The organism is Microbacterium sp. 4R-513 (genome assembly GCF_011046485.1).
GTDB lineage: Bacteria > Actinomycetota > Actinomycetes > Actinomycetales > Microbacteriaceae > Microbacterium.
In genome coordinates this window covers 1,757,273-1,778,061 of sequence record NZ_CP049256.1, presented here as the reverse complement: position 1 = coordinate 1,778,061, position 20,789 = coordinate 1,757,273, and the positions used below count along the sequence as shown (strand labels likewise).

Below are 20,789 nucleotides of genomic sequence, written 5' to 3'. Positions count from 1 at the left end.
TCCCCGCCCCTTGTCAGTCTGCGGCTATCCGCGTGCGATGCTCTCGGATGCGGCCTGAAGGGTCTCCAGAGCGGCGGCAGGAGTGGCAGTCCCAGCGGCCACTTCGGACAGCGCCTGTCCGATTGCCGTTGCGAGGTCGGGGTAGGGGATCTCGCGCGGATAGGTGATCTCACTAAGCAAGGTCTGCTGATTGGCGATGTCATCCAGCTGGCGGGGGTCCACCACGTCGGAGGTGTCGATAGACAGGCCGAGATAGGCGGGGAAGATCGCATTGTCGGCCAGATACTGCTGTCCATCCTTGCCGGAGAGCCAGGAGATGAACTCGAAGGCCGCGTCCTTCGATGCACTCGCGGAATTGAGCGCCCACCCGTTTGCCACTCCGCCGAAGAGGCCGGCGGGCTCGTTGCCGTCCACAGCGGGGAACGGTGCCGAGAGGAAGACCCCATCGATCGGGGTGGTCACAGCTTCTTGCTGGCTCTCCACCCCACTGGCGATCTGCGTGTACGGCGTGTTCCATGTCCCCAGCGCGATGAACACGGCCTTGTTCGAAAGCCAGTTGGTGTTCGCGTCGGGATACTCGCTGAGCGCGGAAGCGCCTGATGGGATGACTCCGTCGGTGAACAGGCGTTGCCAAGCGGTCATGGCCTTTACCAGAGCGGGATCAGTCCATTCGCCTTCGCCGGCGATCGCGGCCTGCAGCGCGTCGCCGTCCGCGCTGATCGCGAGCGCCTGGAACACATCGGTGTTCACCCACGCATCTTTTGCGCCGTGCGCCAGGCAGTCGTATCCGGCCGCGGTCACCGTGCTGCATGCGTCAACGAACTCCGAAACGGTTGTCGGGATCTCAATGCCCAGCTCCTCAACGAGGGACGCGTTGTAGTACATGAGGCCCGCGCCGCTCATGTAGTTCGGCAGAGCCACCACCTTGTCGCCGTCGGAGAGCTGGCTGACGGCAACCTCGCTGTAGTTGTCGCGCCAATCCGCCCCCCAGGCTGACTCCGCGAGCGGCGCGAGGTCGTCTGCGAGAGGTCCGTAATTCGCGAGAAGCGTCCCGGGGGCGACCTGGAAGACGTCCGGACCCTCCCCTGAAGTCAGGGCGGGGCGAAGCGTGGTCAGATAGTCGTTGTATTGCGGCTGTGACACCTCGATCGTGACGTTGGGGTGCGCTTCCTCGTACTGAGAAGCAACCGCCTTGGGATCGGCGATGTCCCATGACCACCACGTCAAGGTGACCTTCTCATTGTCGTCGTTCGATGCCTCCGTGCCAGCGCTGCATCCGGCGAGCACGGCCGTCGACAGTAGGGTCAATCCGGCCAGGGCTTTGAGCGACGTCCGGGTCTTGCTCATCATCTTGCTCCTTTGCATGATTCTCGGGATGGTGCCGGGCACCGTAACGCCTCGGGTGATGGAACGTTTCACGAAGTCAAACACAGTTGCCTGCGGCTGTGCAAGCAGCGCTGATAACGAGCCGGTCACGGTCGAAGCGCGTGCGGAATCCACTGTCCGGTTCCCGGCTCCGCGACGGCGACGACCCATTCGGCGATCGGCTCATGCCGGGGCGGTCGCTTGAAGGCGACAAGCAGTTCGGCGCCCTCGCGAGGCGCATCCAGGTCGACCGCCTGCCCGAAAGGCGCAGCATGAGGAGCCGGCATCATGATGCGGCTGCCTTGCGCGCCGTGCACGTAGTTTCCGTCGATCCACACTCTGTATTCGACAGTGCTGTTGATCATCAGACGGATGCGGGCGCGCCCGCGGCTGAAGAGGCTGTAACGGAGGAGTAGGATCCGGTCCTCGAACCGTTCTTGGTGCAATTGCATCCATGTGCCCGGAATCTCGCACGGAATGGGCTCATCTTCTTCGGCGGGCGGCGGAGCACCCTCGGGCGGGAGCTCTGACAGGTCGCGGATGTCCCATCGGCCGCCAATCGTGTTAGTCCAGTTGAGCCGGACGGGAATGGGAAGGCCGGCGGGTGATGAATCGTCCACCGGGGGCGGATACGCTCCGTCCAGCCGCTTGGACAGGTCGAGAACCAGGTCGGTGAAGTCATCCAAGGTTGGGGGCGCCAGAATGCCAACGACTTCTTCACTCAGCACGAGATCACGCCCGATTGGCGCGAGCCACCTCTCATCGATACAGCTGGGGTCCATGATTCCCAAGAGGGCGCCCAACGAGGCCGTGGTGCTGTCCGTGTCAGCGCCGCAGTTGTTCGTGATCAGTATGCGTTCGGAGAAGTCGGCGCCGGCGAGCAAGCCGAGGATGACGTAGGCCGTGTTGACCCGCACGTCCGTGAAGTCATCGCGTGCGAACTCGGCGTCGACCTTCTCCTTCGCCGCGATCCAGTTCGCCCCCGAGGCGATGAGGGATCGAACCATCTCCACGGCTCGGCGCAACTCCGAGTCCCTCGGCACACCCTCGAGACCGCAGTCGATAAGGGCATCCAAGTCGGACACGACGAAGGCCAGCGCCTGCATCCTGGCCAGGAACACCGCAGCGTGGATGCCGTCGCCGGCGTGGTCGAAGCAAGCGTCTTCGTACGCGTAGGCAGCCGCGCGGTCAGGGTCGCCAGCCGCCAAGCATGCCCAGAGTTCGCTCCTGATCGCAGCGCCTTCGCCGCAGCTGAACCAGTTGTCGAACGAACCGGTGTGAGGCGGCGTCAGGCCTTCGGCGAGGTTTCGCAGACCGACGCCGTACTCGTTCCACGGGAACTCAACATGCCGGCGCCACGCGTCGGCAATCCAATGCCGATCGACACTCGGATTCGCCTGCTCCGCGAGCTTCACCGCGTACAGAACCTGAAGATCCAGGTCGTCGTTGGGAATCATCTCCGTCGGGACGGGCGTGTAGAAGTCGACCTCGAGTGGACCTTCCAGGCCCTCGAAGTTCTGGCCGAGAGTTCCCCCCACGGCCTTACCGAGCCAGCATCCCAGCACCTTTTCACGCGTGAGCATCATCGCCTCCCATGGAACGTTTCATGACACCTCATCACATGCCGCGGCGCGGCGCAAATCGGCCATTTGGGTGCATGCATCGCGGGCGCACGGGGGCGCACGCCGATCGGATGGCACGGCGGAAGACCCGGATTCCCCGGGTGCGGAAGACGCGGATCCCTCGCTCCCGCAGGTCCCGATTTTGTCCGGGACCCCTGGTGGACCCCTGGGTCCGATTTCGACCCCGACAATGGCACGACCCTGTTTTGATCGGCACAAGAAAACCCCCGCTTTACCGGGGGTTTTTCCGCGGAGACGGAGGGATTTGAACCCTCGGTCCCCGTGAGGGGACTCCACCTTAGCAGGGCCATATTCTGCCCATCACAAGCGAAAATGCGCACTCTCGCTGCCGGTTGCGCACTCAAAACACCGCATCCTCCGCGACCAACGGTTCGCCCTGAGTACGCACGGCCCCGACGCGGCTCGACGCGATGGTTAGCCTTGTGCCGCCGATGCGTACTCTTCTGCAGTGAGCTTGTCCCCCCACACGGTCTCCGGCTCAGCAGAGTCAGGACCGGATGCTTCCCAGAGCGCGAGGTGGCACATGAATTGATCGGCCTGGGCACCGTGCCAGTGCCATTCCCCGGGCGGGGTGTACACGGTGTCGCCGGGACGCAGTTCGATGACGGGTTCGCCGCGGGATTGGACGTAGCCGAACCCTTCGGTCACGTGCAGCGTCTGGCCGACAGCATGTCGATGCCATCCAGTGTGCGCGCCGGGGGTAAACCGAACGAGGTTCAGTCGCGTGCGCGAAGGGGTTTCACCGGCGTAGTAGGCGTTGAAGTAGACGTCGCCGGTGAACCACTCCGCCGGACCTTTCACCGTCTGGGATTGCGGCTGCTTCTTCGTGGTCATCTCTGTCCTTCTGTTTCTCGGGCGCGTCGGATGGTGGCGGGGAAGCTCTCCGTCGCTGCGCGCAGTTCGGAGATGTCATCGATCGTGTCGAGGGGCATGATCCCGACGATCTGGCCGCTCGCCGTGTCGATGCGTGCTGTCTCTGCGGCCGTTGGGGAAATAGCCGGAGCCCTCGTCGAGGCCGCGGGGCTCGGTGACGACGCCTGCGGTGCGGGGCGCACGCGGTGATGGTCGCGGCAAGCAGCAGGGCACCGAGGCCGGTCAGGGAGCGACGATTCATGGAGGGTTCCAAACGTTCTCGTGCGTGCATGGGTCAGACGGTGAGGAGCACCTTCGTCGCGCGACGCTCATCCATCGCTCGATAGCCTTCTGCCGCGTCCTCGAGTGGGAGGGTGAGGTCGAAGACGACACCCGGGTCGATCTTGCGCTCGCAGATGAGTCGGATGAACTCGGGGAGGTACTTCCGCACGGGCGCGGCGCCGCCGTGCAAGTGGATGCCGGCGCCGAACAGCTCGAGGCCGTCGATCGAGACGTCATGCGAGACGCCGACGAATCCGACGTGACCGCCGGGGCGGGTCGCGCCCATGGCCTGTTCGATCGACTCCTGGGTGCCGACGGCCTCGATCACACTGTGAGCGCCCAGCCCATTCGTGAGCTCTTTGATCTTTGCGACGCCGGCGTCTCCGCGCTGCTCGACGATGTCGGTCGCGCCGAATCGGCGGGCGAGCGCTTGACGGTCGGCGTGACGCGACATCGCGATGATGCGCTCTGCTCCGAGTTCCTTCGCGGCGAGGATGCCGAGCAGTCCGACCGCGCCGTCGCCGACGACAGCGACGGTCTTGCCTGGGCCGGCTTCCGCGGCTACGGCTGCGAACCATCCCGTGCCCAGCACGTCGGACGCGGCGAGCAGCGACGGGATGAGGTCCGCATCCGGATGTTCGGGGGTCGCGACGAGGGTCCCGTCGGCGAGGGGGATCCGGGCGTATTCGGCCTGAGTCCCGATCGTGCCCATCAGGGTGCGGTGCACACAGTAAGACTGGTAGCCGGCCCGGCAGATCTCGCATGTGTTGTCGGAGGACCAGAACGACCCGACTACGAAGTCATCGACGTTGATCGTTTTGACGTCCTCGCCGATCTGGGTGACGACGCCGACATACTCGTGTCCCATCGGGGCGTGGTCGACGGGTTCCGCGCCGCGGTAGGGCCACAGGTCGGACCCGCAGATGCAGGTCGCGGTGATCCGGATGATCGCGTCGGTGGATTCGATGATCGTCGGGTCGTCGCGGTCTTCGACGCGGACGTCGCCGGGTGCGTACATGATGACTCCACGCATGGTGGGCTCCTTAGTGGGTGAGGGCTACCGGGAACGGCTGGACCGGCGAGGCGGTGCGGGCGAGGCGGAAGTAGGCGGCGCCGGCGAGGATCACGGCGATGACGGTGACGAGCCCGAGGGGCAGGATGCTGGTGGCGCCGGCGATGCCGACGAGGGGTGCGGCGACGCCGCCGAACCCGAACCGCACCATTCCGAGCAGCGACGAGGCGGTCCCGGCGATCTGCGGGTAATCGGCGAGGGCGAGCGTCGTAGCCGGAGGAGACGAGATCGCCACCCCGCTGGCGAGGAGGAACAGCGACACGATGACTACCCACAGCGGCAGCACGGTCAGTCCCGCGATGAGCAGCCCGACTGCGCCGAGCCCGGCCACAGCGATTCCGACCGTGAGGGTGCCGCGGATGCTCCACCGCTCCGCGGCGCGGCCCGCGAGGTATCCGAACATCATGAACCCGGCGGAGTTCAGCCCGAACGCGAGCGAGTAGGCGAATGGCGTCAGTCCGTATATGTCCTGCAGCACGAACGTCGCCCCCGCCAGGTAGGCGAACAGTGCGGCGTACAGGAAGCCTTGATTCAGAACTGCACCGAGGAACAGCCTGTCGGTCAGGAGCGTGCGGAAGTCTCGCAGCGTCTGATCGAATCCGCCGGAGGTCCGCTGACCCGCGGGCAGAGTCTCATGGAACACGGCGAGCGTGATGGTCAGGATGCCGGCGCCGATCGCGGCGAGGAAGACGAACAGTCCCCGCCAGTCGGTCACCGTGTTGAGCACACCCCCCAAGAGCGGCCCGACGATCGCCGCGAACCCGCCGATCACCGTCAGCCGGCCGTAGAAGCGGATCAAGTGCGTGCCGGTGTAGATGTCACGGCCCGCAGCTTGAGCGATCACGATGCCCACCCCACCGGCAAGACCCTGAACGAAGCGAGCCACGATGAGTAACTCCACCGTCGGGCTGATCGCGCACAGCAATGAAGTGAGGATGTAGGCGACGATGCCGATGAGCAGGATGCCGCGCCGTCCGAACCGGTCCGAGAGGGGCCCGGCGACCAGCTGGCCGGCGGCGAGGCCGATCAGGCACGCCGTGATGGTCAGCTGCGCGATCGAGGTTGCGGCACCGAGCTCGACCGTCAGCGCGGGTAGCGCGGCCAGGTACAGGTCCATCGAGATCGGACCGAAGACGGTGAGCAAGAGCAGCAGGCTAGGAAGCAGCCTGCTGAAGGCGGGGCGTTCCCGGGTCGTGTCACACATGAGTCCAGCCTGAGCGCACGGCACGCGGAGGGGGAGTCTCTGATGGAGGGTGTACTGACAGGGCACCCGTGATGCCAAGGGGTACTCTGCCAGGGTCTCCCCCACGCAATTGCCGCGACGTAGCCTCCTCGTATGGACAACAAGGCAGAGGTGCGCGAGTTCCTCATGACCCGACGCGCGAGGGTGTCCCCGGACGACGCGGGGCTCACCAGCGGGCCTAATCGTCGGGTGGTCGGACTGCGGCGCAGCGAAGTCGCCTCCCTCGCCGGGGTGAGCGTGGAGTACTACGCGAAGCTCGAGCGCGGCGCGATCGCCGGCGCATCCGCCTCCGTGCTCGACGCGATCTCCCGCGCTCTGCAGCTGGACGACACCGAGCGCGCCCACCTCCTCGACCTCGCGCGCGCCGCCGACGGCATCCCCACCTCCGGACGCCCCCGCCGGCGTGCGAGCAAAGCCGGCGGCTCGCGCCTCAGCCTGGAATGGGCACTAGCCGCGATCACCGACGGCATCGCGTTCGTCCGCGATGCCCGTCAGGACATCCTCGCCGTCAACGACCTCGGGCGCGCCTTCTACTCACCTGTCATCGGCGACGGCGGCCGCACCCCGAACCTCGCCCGCTTCCAGTTCCTCGACCCCGCCGCCCGCGACTTCTACCCCGACTGGGACCGCTTCGCCGAAATGTGCGTCGGCGTCATGCGCGCCGAGGCCGGCCGAGACCCGCACGACAAGGCACTCCAAGACCTGGTCGGCGAACTCTCCCTGCGCAGCGACACCTTCCGCGAGCTCTGGGCCGCGCACAACGTGCGCACCCACGGTGCGGGCACGAAACGATTCCACCACCCCGTCGTCGGCGAACTCATCCTCGCCTACGAAGAACTCGCCATCACCGCCGAACCCGGCAACGTGCTCCTCATCTACACCGCCGAACCGGGCTCACCCTCCGCGGAGCGACTCCGACTCCTGGCGTCGTGGAGCGCCCAGCACACCGCCGCCGCCGCAACAGGGTCGGAGACCGCGGATTAGTTACGACACGATCGCACCCCGCGAGGCAGATCAGCGGATGACGATCGCCACGACGAAGGATCACCATGGAACACGCCCGCCTCGGCCGCACCGACCTGACGGTGAGTCGCATCGCATTGGGCTGCATGAGCTACGGCAACCCCGTGACCGGATTGCACCGATGGACCCTCGACGAGGATGCGTCCCAGCCGTTCTTCCGCCAGGCCGTCGAACTCGGTGTCACGTTCTGGGACACCGCGAACACCTACCAGGCCGGCAGCAGCGAGGAATTCGTCGGACGCGCCATCAAGAAGTACGCACACCGTGAAGACATCACCCTTGCCACCAAAGTCTTCGGCAAGATGCACGACGGACCCACCGGGCAGGGACTCTCCCGCGGCGCCATCATGGAACAAGTCGACGCATCCCTTCGGCGGCTCGGCACCGACTACATCGACGTCTATTACATCCACCGGTTCGACGACACTGTGCCGGTCGAAGAGACGATGGAAGCACTCCACGACATCGTCCAGGCCGGGAAGGTCCGCTTCCTCGGCGCGTCTTCGATGTTCGCGTGGCAGTTCGCGAAGTTGCAGTCGCCGCCGCCGTCGGCGGGTGGACGCCGTTCTCGGCGATGGAGGACCAGTACAACCTGCTCAAGCGCGAGGAGGAACGGGAGATGATCCCGATGTGCCTCGACATGGGAGTCGGACTCACGCCCTACTCCCGGTCGGAAAGGGACGCCTCACCCGCCCATGGGGACAACAGACGCAGCGAGCCGAAGCCGACGCCGTCGCCAAGACCTTCGACTCCCCCGCCGACGGACGCATCGTCGACGTCGTCGAGCGGATCGCCGGCGAACGCGGCCTGCCCATGGCGCAGATCGCGCTGGCTTGGGTGCTCCGCAACCCAGTCGTCGCCGCCCCGATCGTCGGTGCGACGAAGGACAAGCACTTGGCCGACGCCGTCGCCGCGCTCGACGTGATCCTCACCGACGACGAAGTCACCCGTCTCGAGGCCCCCTATACCCCACAGGATCCGTACTGGTACTAGGGGATATCGGGGCGGAGACGTCTCGCTCACCCGGATTGGTCCGGGGCCCTGGGGGCAAGTATGCAGACCTCGCGGTCGGCGGGTGTACCGACAGGGTCTCCCTCGTTTGCCTGACGCGACGTACCGTCGGCAGCGAAGGCAAGAAATGACATACAGCAAGGTTTGGCTTATCACTGGTGCGGGCCGCGGCATGGGCGTCGACATCGCGCAGGCAGGGCTCGCGGCCGGTTACCGTGTTCTGGCCACCGCACGGGCCGCGGCGAACGTCATCGCGGCGGTCGGTGAGCACGACGACCTGCTCGCCGTGTCCCTCGATATCACCGACACCGATTCGATCGACGCGGCCGTCGAAGCGGCGATCGATCGGTTCGGTCGCATCGACGTGCTGGTCAACAACGCGGGCAACTTCCAGGCCGGCTATTTCGAGGAAATGAGCCCAGAGCAGTTCCGGGCGCAGATGGAGACGAACTTCTTCGGACCTCTGCATGTCACCCGCGCCGTGCTGCGTGTGATGCGTGGGCAGCGCTCAGGTCACATCGTGACCATCACCTCTACCGCCGGGATCGTCTCACGAGGCTTCGGCAGCGCGTACGGCGCATCGAAGTTCGCACTGGAGGGATGGACGGAATCGCTCCGCGAAGAGGTCGCGCAATTCGGCATCCGGGTCACCGCCGTTGAACCGGGCTTCTTCCGCACCCAACTGCTCGTCGAGAGGTCATCAACACTCTGGCCCGCCTTGTCGATCGACGACTATGCCGATACGGCCGCCACGATCGACGGGTGGAAGTCGATGAACGGGAAGCAGAGCGGGGACCCCGCGAAGCTCGCCGCCAGCCTCGTGAAGATCCTCGAACTGGACGACCCGCCCCCGCGCTGGGTGGCCGGCGCGGACGCGGTGCGGGCCGTGAAAGGGAAGGGGCAGACGCTCATCGAGCAGGCCGACGCGCACCTCGACCTCTCCACGGGCCTCGATCACGACGCTTGAGACCACGTTGTGCGGTCTCATTTCGGAACAGTCGGATTGCCGGCGCCGACTGCGTCGCAATGCTCCACTGCGGAAGAGTGGACTACTTCCGCCAGGATTTGGCTTCTCACCTGGTATTTGCATTCGTCGATTGCACCCAAAGGGCGCGTGCGCGAACTGGACGCGAACCCCGGCGAACCGGCGGTTCGCACTCAGTCCTCTCCACGCACTCCACACACAGTTCGAGATGCGGCTCGCTGCAAAAGAAAAACCCCATTTACCGGGGGTTTTCACGCGGAGACGGAGGGATTTGAACCCTCGGTCCCCGTGAGGGGACTCCACCTTAGCAGGGTAGATTCAGGGATCCGCGGCCTCAACGGCGCTGGGCCGTTCTGCCGCGGAATCGCGCGGATTCCAAGCGTCACCAGGCGACTCCCGCGCTTCGGCCGACCGCACGCCTCGCACTTTATGCACTCCGGAGTTGCCCAGAATCGGCGCACTCGGGATGCTCGGGGACACTTGGGGGACACCTGATGTAGAAGCCCTTGTGCAATCAACGATGTAGCCGTGGCCGCAATGTCAACGCCGGTCACCGGGCCTAGAGGCTCCCGATGCCCTTGCCGATCATGGAGCCGCCGATGACGAGCAGCGGCCCCGTCATGCGACACCACCGCCGAGTTCTCGCCGCACGCGAGCCACCCCGCTCAGAGCGGTCACCCAGCGGGAACCAGGTGCAGAACGAACGCCTGGACCGGCCAGAGCGTCGGCAGCTGCAAGCCCACCTCCGCGAGAACCCGCCCCGACACTTCGATCTGGCCGGGGGTGAACCATTCCGGTGCGATCCATCCGTACTCGGCGTCGCCGATCTCGCGGCGCACTCGCACGATGTATCGCCGGTCGGGATCGAGCCACGGCATCCGGAGCCGTTCTGCCCGCGCGTCCTCGAGACTTGCCACGGTCGCGACGATGACGACCGAGGCGTCGTCCGTCGCGAAGCCGGTGACTCGCCAGGCGGGGTCGCGAAGGTCGGCGTGCACGACCCTCCCCGTGTGGATTACGGCGCGGAGCTCCTTGTAGAGCGTCGCGAAGCGCCGGATCGCGGCGGTCTCGGCCTCGTCGCACTCCAGAATGTTCCATTCGAATCCCGCCGAGCCCATGAGGCTTGTGGCCATGCGGTACGAAAGTGCGGTCGTACGCCCCGAACTGTGAGACGTCGTGGGGCCGACGTGTGCGCCGACCAGCTCGGGGGGCAGGAGCAGTCCCGTCCAGCGCTGGATGTCCTGCCGTTCGACGGGGTCGTTCGAATCGCTGGCCCAGACGCGGTCGCAGAGGTCGAGGATGCCGAGGTCGGTGCGCGCTCCCCCGCTCGAGCACGACTCGATCTCGAGCGACGGATGCCGTTCCTTGAGTTCGCGGATCAGGCGGTACACCGCGAGCGTGTGCTCGCGCCCACCGGGCCGACCGCTGTGCGTCGACTCGACGAGGTCGCGGTTGTGGTCCCATTTGATGAAGTCGACGCCGACCTCGCGCACGACCGCGTCGATCTGATTGAGCACGTGCGCGTAGGCCTCGGGATTCGCGAGATCGAGCACGTATTGAGTGCGCCAGGAGAGATCGGGCCCGTGGTCGAGGTGACCGGGGTCGTGGAGCAGCCAGTCCGGGTGGGCGCGTGCCAGGTTGGAGTCGAGCGAGATCATCTCGGGCTCGAACCACAGCCCGAACTGCATGCCCAGTTCGTGCACGCGACCGGAGAGTGGTGCGAGCCCGTCTGGCCAGACGTCGGCGTCGATGACCCAGTCGCCCAGGCTCGTCGAGTCGTCGCGGCGCCCCTGGAACCATCCGTCGTCGAGGACGAATCGCTCGACGCCGACGTCTGCGGCCCTCTCTGCGAGTGCAAGCAGGCGAGCCTCGTCGTGATCGAAGTAGACCGCCTCCCACGTGTTGAGGACTAGGGGGCGAGGAGACGACGGATGCTGCTCCCGCGCTCTCAGCCAGGTGTGGGTACGAGCGGCGAGGCCGTCGAGACCCTCATCGGTTTGCATGAACAGCACACGCGGAGCGGAGTACTCCTCGCCCGGTGCGAGCACGACCTCGCCGGGTCGCAGAAGTTCCCCGCCGCCAATGAGCGTCACGGCGTCCGTGACGCGATCGATGCGATACGTGGCATCGGACGACCAGGCCACGTGGGCCGCCCACGCACGGCCGCTGTGCCATAGGGGCGGACGCTCGGATGCAATGAGCATCGTCGGCGCGTCGTGCCCGGGCCGTCCGCGCCGGGACTGTCTGAGAGTCGAGCCGGGCGGCATGGCCATCGTGACGGGACGCTTCTCACGGGTCCAGCGGCCGTCGAAAGTGGTGAGAGTGTCGGTGGTCGTCGGCACGGGGAGTGTCGCCTCGAGCCAATCGATCTCGACGGGAGCGGCATCGGCCGCGCCTTCGTGGCGCAGCGCCGCGTCGACCGCGACGACACCCCCCGCCTCGATCCCGATCCGAATCGTGAGCCGCAGGCTCGAGCTCCGATCGAGGGCTGTGACGGTGAAGGCGTCATCTCCGCGGTCGAGCTCGACTTCGCGCCAGCGCGTGTGATGCAGGACTCCGTCTCTGCGCAGCTGCATCGCTGGGCGACCCGACCAGCCGTCGCCTTCCTGCGGTGCGATCGACAGCTCCCACGCCGCGTCGAGGGTCGCACCGGGCGTCTGCCGTCCGACGCCTGCGGGGATCGCCCCCAGGTCGTCGATGGTGAGGGCTCCAAGCGCATGGCCCCAGTGCAGCACCGACGGGAGCCCCGTGGGAGTGTGCGCCATGACGACCGCGACACCGTCCCTTTCCAGGACGAAGGGACCGTCGGGCCTGCCGATGATCGATGCACTGGTGGAGGGGGTGTGCTGTGCCACGGGGTGCCTCTCTGTAGGGCTTGTTCGGCGCTCGGGGCGGAGCCGTCGCGCGCAGAGACGGGTGGGTGCGGAACGGGCCTTCCGCACCCACCGGCCAGTCGGTGAACTCAGCCAATCACTTGACGGTGAGCCGATCGATCGAGAACGTGCCGGCGTTGAAATAGACCAGGACGTCGTGAACGCTCGTGAGCGTCGACGCGTCGCAGCCGAACGTGTCGAGCGGGACCGCGACGATCTGGCTCGTGTTCTCGGGGATCCACGTCCACCCGGACTGGCACCACGACCAGCTCTCGCCGGAGCGGACGGCGACCGCGACTGAGGTCCCGGCGGATGCCGTCGTGATGTCGAACTCGATCGACGCGCGGGTAGACAGATCCAGCGTGGGGTTGTCGGCGGGTGAGCCGAACCACGCGCCGTTCGAGGTCACCTGCAGAGCGGACTCGCCGTCGGTCGCGCCCGCGGGCCCTGTCGAGAGCGCACCAGGGTCAGACTGCCAGTTCGCCGGCGCCCAGCCCTCAACCCCCGACTCCCACGACGCGAGCACGACGGGGTCGCCGGGCGCGGGGCGCACCGTGATCGTGAGCGTCGCCGTCGAGGTCGTCACGCCGTTGCCGACGGCATAGGGGAACGCCGCCTTGCCTGTGTAGCCGGGGGTCGGGGTGAAGAGAACGGTGCTGTCCGCGTTCACCGCCAACGAGCCACCGGCGACGGTCGCCGAGGTCTGGCGTCCCGACGCCGCGGGGTCGAGGTCGAGCGTGGACTTCCTGATCGGGATCGACAGCGACACGTCGTTCGCGAGGATGTCCACAGTCGCCGTGGTGTCGCGCTCCACCGTGAGGGTGTCGTCGTCGGCGATCGTGTCGAGCAGGGTCTTCGCTCCCGCTGCGGTCAGCGGGACGAGCTTGGCCTGCGCAGACATGAGCGTGCAGACAGGGCTGGGACAGTACACGGTGAATCCGTCGTAGTCGGAGTACAGCGTGCCGTCGTCCTGTCGAGATGCCAGCATCCAGTACAGGGTGCCGTCGACTCCCGTGAGACGGATCGTCTCGAGCCATTTCTTGTACGTGGGCATACGGGTGGCCTTGTCCATGACGCCGAACTCGCCGAGGTACACCGGCTTGCCGATCTTCGCGGCGGCGCGTGCGTGCTCGGTGATCCAGCCCGTGCCCCAGTCGACCGTCGTCTTCCAGTGGTCGGGGTACAGGTGCATCGACATCCAGTCGATGTTCTTGAGCGAGGCGAGTGCGATGGTGTCGACGCCGTCCGCGCAGTTCTCGCCGAAGCCCGGCCCGTAGCCTGATGCGCCGTACTTTTGCGTGAGCGTCCACTGCGAGTCAGGCCGGCAGAAGAAGCCCTCGTCACCGGCGGAGAGAAGGTGGTTCTTGTCGATGGACTTCACATACGTGCTCATCTCGTCCGCCCACGCGGTGATGGTGGCCGTGTCGCAGGTCCCGTTCGGGTAGACGCCCGCGCTCGTGCAGCGGGGCTCGTTCGCCAACTCCCACGAGAGGATCGTCGGGTCGTCCTTGTACTTGACCCCTGTGATCGAGTTGGTGCGGTTGAGCAGCGTCTCGATCCAGCTCTTGAACCACGACTTGATCGTCGGGTCGGTGTAGAAGTCGGCGTGCTCGTCGAGTCCGGCCCACCGGACGTACTGGTCCATGCCGCCGAACGCGTTCCAGTTGTTCGTGAACGGGATGACGAGCTTGAGCCCGCGCTCGCCTGCCTCGGCGATCGCGTAGTCGAGCTTCTGCAGCCCGTCGGCACCGGTGTTGACAACGGGCTTCCCTGCCGCGGCATCCCACGCCTGGTACCAGACGCCCTCGAAGTTCTGGTGCACGGAGCCCGTGCCGTCGGGGTTCTGGTAGTCCTGCGACCCCCAGGTGCGGATGGCGTCGAAGCCCGCGGCCTTGGCGTCGTCGAGCACGGCGTCGACCATCGCAGGGGACTTGTAGCCGAGGTAGTAGTTGTTGGTGCCCGCGAACTCGTAGGTCTTGCCGGCGAGCTGCAGCTGAGAGCCTTTCGCCTTGACGAACTGCGACGCGGGCGCCGCACTCGCAGGCGTGGCGACGCCGACGAGTGCTGCTGTTGCGACGCCCAGGGCCATGAGCGCCGCGGTGATGCGTGTGGTGCCTCTACTCCGTGAGGGAGTCATCTTCGATCTCCTTGATGCAGGAGCCCGCGACGGATGCCGCGAGCTGGGGCCGGCGCGCCCGTGCGGACGTCCGGGGTCGAGTCGCGGTGGCCCGACCGCGACCCTGGTCAATGCGAGCGCGCCTCCGAGACGTGCGCCATCAGCGGATGCGCGGCGTCGAGTGCTGCGAGCGCCGCCGCGCCGTCGAGTCCCGTGCCGTGTGCCGCCTCGAAGATCGTGTCGGGGTGCGACGCGCTGATGATCTGTTCGAAGCGGTCGCGGACGAGAGGCGAGCGGAACACTCCACCGATCGCGCTCACGGCGGGCCGCTCAGTCGATTCGATGCCGACGCGTCGCAGGGCCGTGGTCACCGAGAGGGCGAGTTCCGCCGCTGCCGCGCGGCAGATGTCCGCTGCCGTTGCGTCGTCGCCGGCGAGCTCGGAGACCGTCTCGGAGAACGACGCGACGATCCGCACGCGGTCGGCGTCGCCCTGCAATGCCATGTATGCGTCCTCGATGTCGGTCCAGCGCTCACGGAGCCGGTCGGTCAGGGGGGTCGCAGGCCCGCGGCCGTCGTAGCCGCGCATCGCGGCATCCAGCCCGGCTCGGCCGATCCAGTACGCGCTGCCTGCATCGCCCATGATGTTGCCCCACCCGTCGACACGCGCGACGGTGCTCGCGCCGACGGCGAGTGTGACGACGCCCGTGCCCGCCGCGACGACGGCGCCGCGGCGATCCCCGAGCGTGCCGAGGAATGACGTCACGGAGTCGTGGGCCAGGAGCACACGTTCGGGGGCGACGTCGTCGAGCAGCGCGCGCAGGAGCGAAGCGTCTGCGTCCGGGGCGGTGAGGCCGCTGGTGCCGGTCGAGACGACCGACACCGGGCCGCCGAGCTCTCGCGCAACGTGCCGGACAGACTCTGCGAGCTGTGGCAGGAGCGGTTCGTGTGTGCGCACGCCCGGCAGGACGAACTCTACGGGCTCGCCGATGCCGCCTGAGCGCACCTTGGTACCGGTCTGGCCCGCGTCGACCGCGAGCGTCAGGCGTCCCGTCATGCTGCGTGCTCCCATGCCCGGAATGCCTCTGCGATGTATGAGCCCGCGGGCTTTCCGTAGGGGCAGTAGTCGTCGTTCAGATGCGCCTCCTCGCGTGAATAGAGCGTCGCGGGCCAGTCCCACAGCATGAGCCCTCGGAGCCACGGCCGGGCGCGGCACGCGCGGAGCATCTCCTCGTAGTAGCGCAGCTGCTCGGCACCGGACGGGGCACCGGCGAGGTTCCAGTCGTTGGGAAGGTCAGGTGACCCGACGCGCGAGGGGCATCCGGCCTCCATGAAGAAGAAGGGCTTGCCTTCCCGCTCGACGGCTCGGCCGACGCGGTCGAGCTGGTCGTCCCAGTCGTCGACGGGGTAGTAACCGCTCGACGACATGACGTCAACGGCATCCCACCATGTGAGCCGGTCTTCCTGGTACTTGTCGCAGTTGTACGTGATGAGGCCGTCGTAAACCCCGCGGACCTCCGCGATGAGGGCCCGCCACAGCGCCTCCTGCCCGTCGGCGCGCACCATCTCGCAGCCGATGCAGAGCATTTCGCACCCTTCCGCCTGCGCGATCCGGGCGGCGTGCAGGATGAACCTCCGGTACGAAGCGAACCATTCGGTCCAGGTCGGCTCGTTCGGAACGTCCTGGTCGAAGAACCCGATGTAGGCGCGCCACGTGCCGTCCGAGACGTTGACGACGGGCTTGAGGCACACCTTGAGCCCCAACGCATGGGCACGGCGGACAGCATGAACGATCTCGTCGTCGCCGACCGCGGGGCCTTCCTCGAAGGGGATGTCGGTTGAGAAGATGTGCTCCTGCTCGGCGGCGTACGCGAGCGCCGTCCAGGTGACGCCGTGCTCGGCCATGAGGCGCATGGACTCGTCGGCCTCGGGGGTCGTCCACGTACCGCGCGTGCCGACCCAGCCCCACGTCATGCCGAGGACGGGTTCCGCGAGCGCGTCGACGGCCGTCACGAGGCCACCAGCTGGTTGGCCGAGCGGAGGACGAGAGGATGGGCCGCCTGGTCGGCGTCGAGGCTGTCGAGTCCGCGGACGCGGAACGTCGTCGACTCCCCCGGCAGGAGCGTCACGAGGCCCTCGTCGACCGTCGCGTCTGGGTCGAGTCGATCGACGTTCAGCACGAGGTCGCGCGTGAGGCCCTCGCTGGTGACCGTCACAACGTGCTCGTGACCGTCTCGCGCGACGGCGACCGACAGTCGCGGTGCCGCGAGGGCGCTGTCACGCGCCTCGGAGAAGAACGAGAAACCCCGCACGCCGCTGAGCTCGGCGACGAGCAGCTCGTCCGCCGGATCGCTCGGGGTCGCGATTTCGGCCGGGATGGCGATGGTCAGCGACGAGCGCGCCGGGATGGCGACATCCGTCCGGAACACGTCGAGGATGCCGCCGTCGTATCGCCGTCTCGTGACGACGAGCTCGCCCGTCCACGGATCGTCGGTGTCGTTCCCGACGATGACGGCATCGCCGTCGTCGCGAGGCTGGATGGTGACGACCCGCGACGCGAACGCGTTGCGCAGCGCGAAGTACAGCGGCTTCTCGCGCCCATCGCCGTCGATCGCCGCCCAGGAAGTGACAGGCCAGCAGTCGTTGAGCTGCCACACGATCGCACCCGACGTGTGCGGGGCGTGCGAGCGGAAGTGGTCGAGTGCGAAGCCGACGGCGTTGGCCTGGTTGAGCTGCATCGCCCAGTGCCACGTTGCCATGTCGCTCGGCACGCGGTGGTGCCGCACGAGCCCACCCGTGAGCTTGACGTTGCCGTCGATGGCCTTCTGATGCGCGATCATGCCGGGCGATTCCGGCGTCAGCGGGTCGTCGTGGAGCGCGCGCTCGAGGGTCGACCAGTTCGGCGGCCCCTGCCAGCCGAACTCGGCGACGAACCGCGGCGTGTGCTCGCGATACGTCGCCCAGTCCTTGCGGTTCCACTGCTCCCACAGGTGGTTGGTCCCGTGCGTCTCGGCGTTGGGGTGCACGCCCTCGTCGCCGGGGCTGAAGGGGCTCCCGGGAGCGTAGGTCACGTGCGGCGACAGTTGGGCGACGATCCCCGGGAGCAGGTCGTAATAGTAGTGAGCGCCCCAGGTCTTGCCGTCGAGCCGTTCCTTCCAGCCCCAGTCCTCATATCCCCACAGGTTCTCGTTGTTCCCCGTGAAGAGCACGAGCGACGCGTGGTGTGCAAGGCGCGTAACGTTGTCGCGGGCCTCGGCCTCGATCTCCGAGCGCAGCGGCTCCTCCTCGGGGTAGGCCGCGCACGCGAAGAGGAAGTCCTGCCACGTGAGCAGCCCGAGCTCGTCGCACAGGTCGTAGAAGTCGTCGGATTCGTAGATGCCGCCGCCCCAGACCCGCACGAGGTTGATGTTCGCGCGTGCCGCCTGCCGAAGGCGACGCTCGTAGCGGACGCGGTCGACACGCGTGAAGAGCGCGTCGTCAGGGATCCAGTTGACGCCCTTGACCCACACCGGTACCTCGTTGACCAGCAGCTGGAAGGGCCGACCGGCGGCATCCTTCTCGGTGTCCCATCGCGCGGTCCGGAAGCCCACACGGCGCACCGTCGAATCCACGGCCTGCTCGGCGGCGGAGAGCCGCACCGCAACGTCGTACAGCGGCTGCGCCCCGTAGCCGATGGGCCACCAGAGTTCGACGTCATCGACGTCGACCCGTACGACTGCTTCTTCGTCGTCGGCCGCGAGAGTCGTGCGCGCAGTGACGCCGGCAACGTCGACTTCGATCTCGACTTCTCCCGCGCTCGCGCGCTCGACGAGCGCGCGAGCGGTGAGGACTCCGCCGCCGTGCGCCGGCTCAGCGTGCACGAGGACCCGCGCGAGCCGCGCGCCGGACCATGACTCGAGCCGCACGGGCTTCCAGATGCCGCTCGTGTAGGCCGCGATCCCCCAGTCCCAGCCGAAGCTGCACGCGGACTTGCGGATCGCCTCATACGGCAGGGCATAGGGACGCTCGCGTGCGCCGAGCACGAGGCTCTGCGCGTTCGCGTAGCGGACGGGGCTGCGGAACGCGACGATGAGCCGGTTCGCCCCGGCGTGCAGCAGCGGTGCGACGTCGAAGCGGTGGACGCGATGCTGATCCGCGACGTCGCCGAGCACGACGCCGTTGAGCGTCACCGTCGCGACGGTGTCGAGGCCGTCGAAGACGAGATCGTGGCGCTCGGCGGCGGCGATCTCGGCATGCGTCAGATCGAAGGTGGTCTCGTACGTCCAGTCAACGAGCCCGATCCAGGAGAGGGCCGCCTCATTCTCGTCGAGGTAGGGGTCCGCGATCAGGCCCGCGGAGAGCAGGTCGGTGTGCACGGTGCCGGGAACGGATGCCGTCACGACGGCGCCGGCGATCGCACCGGGCACCGGGCCCGCGGCGGCCGTCACGGTCCACCCCGCGGTCAGGTCGCGCGCAGCGAGAAGGGTTGGGTTGTCGGTTGTGATGAGGGTCATTTGACGGCTCCGGCCACGAGGCCCTTGTAGATCCAGCGCTGAAGGAAGACGAATGCGATGACGGTGGGGACGATGACGAGGATGGTCGCGGCGGCGATGACCTCCCATTGGGCACCGAACGGGCCCTTGAAGCGGAACAGCGCCGTCGAGATCAGACTTTCCGACTGCAGGTACAAGAACGGCAGGTAGAACTCGTTGTAGATCGCGATGCCCTTGATGATGACGACGGTCGCGATCGCGGGCTTGAGCAACGGCAGGATGACGCGCCAGTAGATCGTCCAGCGATTGGCGCCGTCGAGCATGGCGGCTTCGTCGAGCGAGACGGGGATCGACTGCATGAACTGGATGAAGATGTAGATCGCGATGATGTCGGTGCCCATGAAGAGCAGGATGAGCGCGGCCTTCGTGTTGAACAGGCCAAGACCGTTGATGATCTGGAAGGTCGCGACCTGGCTGGTGACGCTCGGGATGAGCGTCGCAATGAGGAAGAGCGCCATCACGAGCGCCTTGCCCCGGAAGTGGAACCGGTCGATCGCATAGGCCGCCATCGACCCGATGAGGATCGTGCCGACGAGCGAGATCACGAGGACGATTGTCGTGTTGACGAAGCCGGAGAGCATGTCGCCCTGCTGGAACGCCGTGACGAAGTTGTCGAAGTTGAACCAACTCTGCGGGAGCGTCAGGGGGCCGGTCGTCGCATACTCCTGCTTGGTCTTGAAGCTCGCGAACAGGAGCACCGAGAGTGGGAGCAGCACGACGATCGTCGCGAGGATGAGCGAGGCGTACTTCCCGATTCCGGGCAGTGTGCGTTTCATGACAGGTCGACCTTCTCGTCGGGGAATGCCTTCCGCTGGATCCAGGTGACGAGCAGCACGATGACGAGCAGCACGACGGCCATCGCCGAGGCGAGACCCACTTGGCGGAAGTTGAATGCGGTCTGCATCGTCTGGATGACGAAGGTCGCCGTGCCGTTGGCGCCGGTCGTCATGATGTAGGGGATCTCGAACACGGAGAGGCTACCCGCGACCGCGAGGATGAACGACAGACCGATGATGCGGCGGATCCCGGGGAAGATGATGTTGACGAACTGCTGCCAGCGGCTCGCGCCGTCGATCTGCGCCGCTTCGTACAGCTCGGCGGGGATCGACTGGATCGCACCCAGGAAGAGCACGAAGTTGAGGCCGGTGTAGCGCCACACCGACGTGCCGGCGAGGGAGAAGTTCGCGATCGACGCGTCGCCGAGCCACTGCGGCGGATCGGTCACGCCGACCCACGACAGGAGCGTGTCGAGCGTGCCTCCCGGCTGGAAGAAGTAGAGGAACACGAATCCGATCGCGACGCCGTTGATGAGGTAGGGGAAGAAGATGACGCCACGGAAGAAGTTCGAGAAGCGCGTGCTGAAGCTGAGGAGGGTTGCGAAGTACAGCGCGATCGCCATCTGGACGAAGGACCCGACAAAGTAGTACAGGCTGACGCCGAACACCGCGAAGATGCGCGGGTTGGTGAAGACCTCGACGTAGTTGTCCAGGCCCACGAAGTCGCCCATGGGGCCGAGGCCCCGCCACTCGTGGACCGAGTACCACATCATGTTGACAGCGGGCACATACGTCAGCAGCAGGAGCAGCCCGACGGCGGCTGCGATGAACAGGTAGGGCGTGACTCGGGCGAACCGGCCGCGGCCAGCGGGACCCGACCCGCCGGCGCTGGCGCGCCCGCCCTTCTTGCGGCGCTTGCGCGCCCCGGCGTCGATCGACTCGCTGAGGGGGGCCGGAGATTCCCGCACGAAGTGGTGCGTTCGTCGAGACGGACATGGACTTCTCCTCTGATGGGACT

16 protein-coding genes are annotated in these 20,789 nt (G+C 66.8%); 4 read left to right on the top strand and 12 right to left on the bottom strand.

The window, feature by feature from the left end; translation table 11 throughout:
• Positions 1–24: 24 nt before the first annotated feature.
• The 5 genes from G5T42_RS07690 to G5T42_RS07670 form a co-directional block, all read right to left on the bottom strand.
• Complete coding sequence (locus tag G5T42_RS07690; protein WP_165127370.1) at positions 25–1,347, bottom strand: ABC transporter substrate-binding protein; 1,323 nt, start codon at positions 1,345–1,347, stop codon at positions 25–27.
• Between the two features lie 125 nt (positions 1,348–1,472).
• Entirely contained in the window at positions 1,473–2,948 is a 1,476-nt protein-coding gene (locus G5T42_RS07685; protein ID WP_165127368.1) for an ADP-ribosylglycohydrolase family protein, read from the bottom strand.
• Between the two features lie 474 nt (positions 2,949–3,422).
• Positions 3,423–3,842, bottom strand: a complete 420-nt coding sequence (locus G5T42_RS07680; RefSeq protein WP_165127366.1) for a cupin domain-containing protein — start codon at positions 3,840–3,842, stop codon at positions 3,423–3,425.
• A gap of 313 nt (positions 3,843–4,155) precedes the next feature.
• Complete coding sequence (locus G5T42_RS07675; protein ID WP_165127364.1) at positions 4,156–5,175, bottom strand: zinc-dependent alcohol dehydrogenase family protein; 1,020 nt, start codon at positions 5,173–5,175, stop codon at positions 4,156–4,158.
• Between the two features lie 10 nt (positions 5,176–5,185).
• Positions 5,186–6,418: a multidrug effflux MFS transporter gene (locus G5T42_RS07670; protein ID WP_165127362.1), complete on the bottom strand. Its 1,233-nt coding sequence runs from the start codon at positions 6,416–6,418 to the stop codon at positions 5,186–5,188.
• A gap of 132 nt (positions 6,419–6,550) precedes the next feature.
• Here G5T42_RS07670 and G5T42_RS07665 point away from each other — a divergent pair, with 132 nt between their 5' ends.
• The 4 genes from G5T42_RS07665 (at position 6,551) to G5T42_RS07655 (ending at position 9,458) form a co-directional block, all read left to right on the top strand.
• Positions 6,551–7,441, top strand: a complete 891-nt coding sequence (locus G5T42_RS07665) for a helix-turn-helix transcriptional regulator (RefSeq protein WP_165127360.1) — start codon at positions 6,551–6,553, stop codon at positions 7,439–7,441.
• Between the two features lie 65 nt (positions 7,442–7,506).
• Positions 7,507–8,103 carry an aldo/keto reductase gene (locus G5T42_RS17980; protein WP_347104405.1) on the top strand — a complete coding sequence of 199 codons (597 nt, stop codon included), beginning with the start codon at positions 7,507–7,509 and terminating at the stop codon, positions 8,101–8,103.
• Positions 8,036–8,473, top strand: coding sequence for an aldo/keto reductase (locus G5T42_RS17975; RefSeq protein ID WP_347104404.1), 438 nt, complete (start codon positions 8,036–8,038; stop codon positions 8,471–8,473). The genes G5T42_RS17980 and G5T42_RS17975 overlap by 68 nt, the downstream gene beginning before the upstream one ends.
• A gap of 145 nt (positions 8,474–8,618) precedes the next feature.
• Complete coding sequence (locus G5T42_RS07655) at positions 8,619–9,458, top strand: SDR family oxidoreductase (protein WP_165127358.1); 840 nt, start codon at positions 8,619–8,621, stop codon at positions 9,456–9,458.
• A gap of 692 nt (positions 9,459–10,150) precedes the next feature.
• Here G5T42_RS07655 and G5T42_RS07650 read toward each other — a convergent pair.
• From G5T42_RS07650 to G5T42_RS07620, 7 genes are all read right to left on the bottom strand, one after another.
• On the bottom strand, positions 10,151–12,331 hold the full coding sequence (locus G5T42_RS07650; protein ID WP_241246009.1) for an alpha-galactosidase: 2,181 nt from the start codon (positions 12,329–12,331) through the stop codon (positions 10,151–10,153).
• A gap of 115 nt (positions 12,332–12,446) precedes the next feature.
• Positions 12,447–14,438: a cellulase family glycosylhydrolase gene (locus G5T42_RS07645; RefSeq protein ID WP_165127356.1), complete on the bottom strand. Its 1,992-nt coding sequence runs from the start codon at positions 14,436–14,438 to the stop codon at positions 12,447–12,449.
• Between the two features lie 155 nt (positions 14,439–14,593).
• On the bottom strand, positions 14,594–15,520 hold the full coding sequence (locus tag G5T42_RS07640) for a BadF/BadG/BcrA/BcrD ATPase family protein (RefSeq protein WP_165127354.1): 927 nt from the start codon (positions 15,518–15,520) through the stop codon (positions 14,594–14,596).
• Positions 15,517–16,437 carry a 1,4-beta-xylanase gene (locus G5T42_RS07635; RefSeq protein WP_165130142.1) on the bottom strand — a complete coding sequence of 307 codons (921 nt, stop codon included), beginning with the start codon at positions 16,435–16,437 and terminating at the stop codon, positions 15,517–15,519. Before G5T42_RS07635 ends, G5T42_RS07640 begins: the two co-directional genes overlap by 4 nt.
• Before the next feature lie 35 nt (positions 16,438–16,472).
• Entirely contained in the window at positions 16,473–18,956 is a 2,484-nt protein-coding gene (locus G5T42_RS07630) for a glycoside hydrolase family 2 protein (RefSeq protein ID WP_165127352.1), read from the bottom strand.
• On the bottom strand, positions 18,953–19,771 hold the full coding sequence (locus G5T42_RS07625; protein ID WP_165127350.1) for a carbohydrate ABC transporter permease: 819 nt from the start codon (positions 19,769–19,771) through the stop codon (positions 18,953–18,955). Before G5T42_RS07625 ends, G5T42_RS07630 begins: the two co-directional genes overlap by 4 nt.
• Entirely contained in the window at positions 19,768–20,739 is a 972-nt protein-coding gene (locus G5T42_RS07620) for a sugar ABC transporter permease (RefSeq protein WP_241246008.1), read from the bottom strand. The genes G5T42_RS07625 and G5T42_RS07620 overlap by 4 nt, the downstream gene beginning before the upstream one ends.
• Positions 20,740–20,789 lie beyond the last annotated feature (50 nt).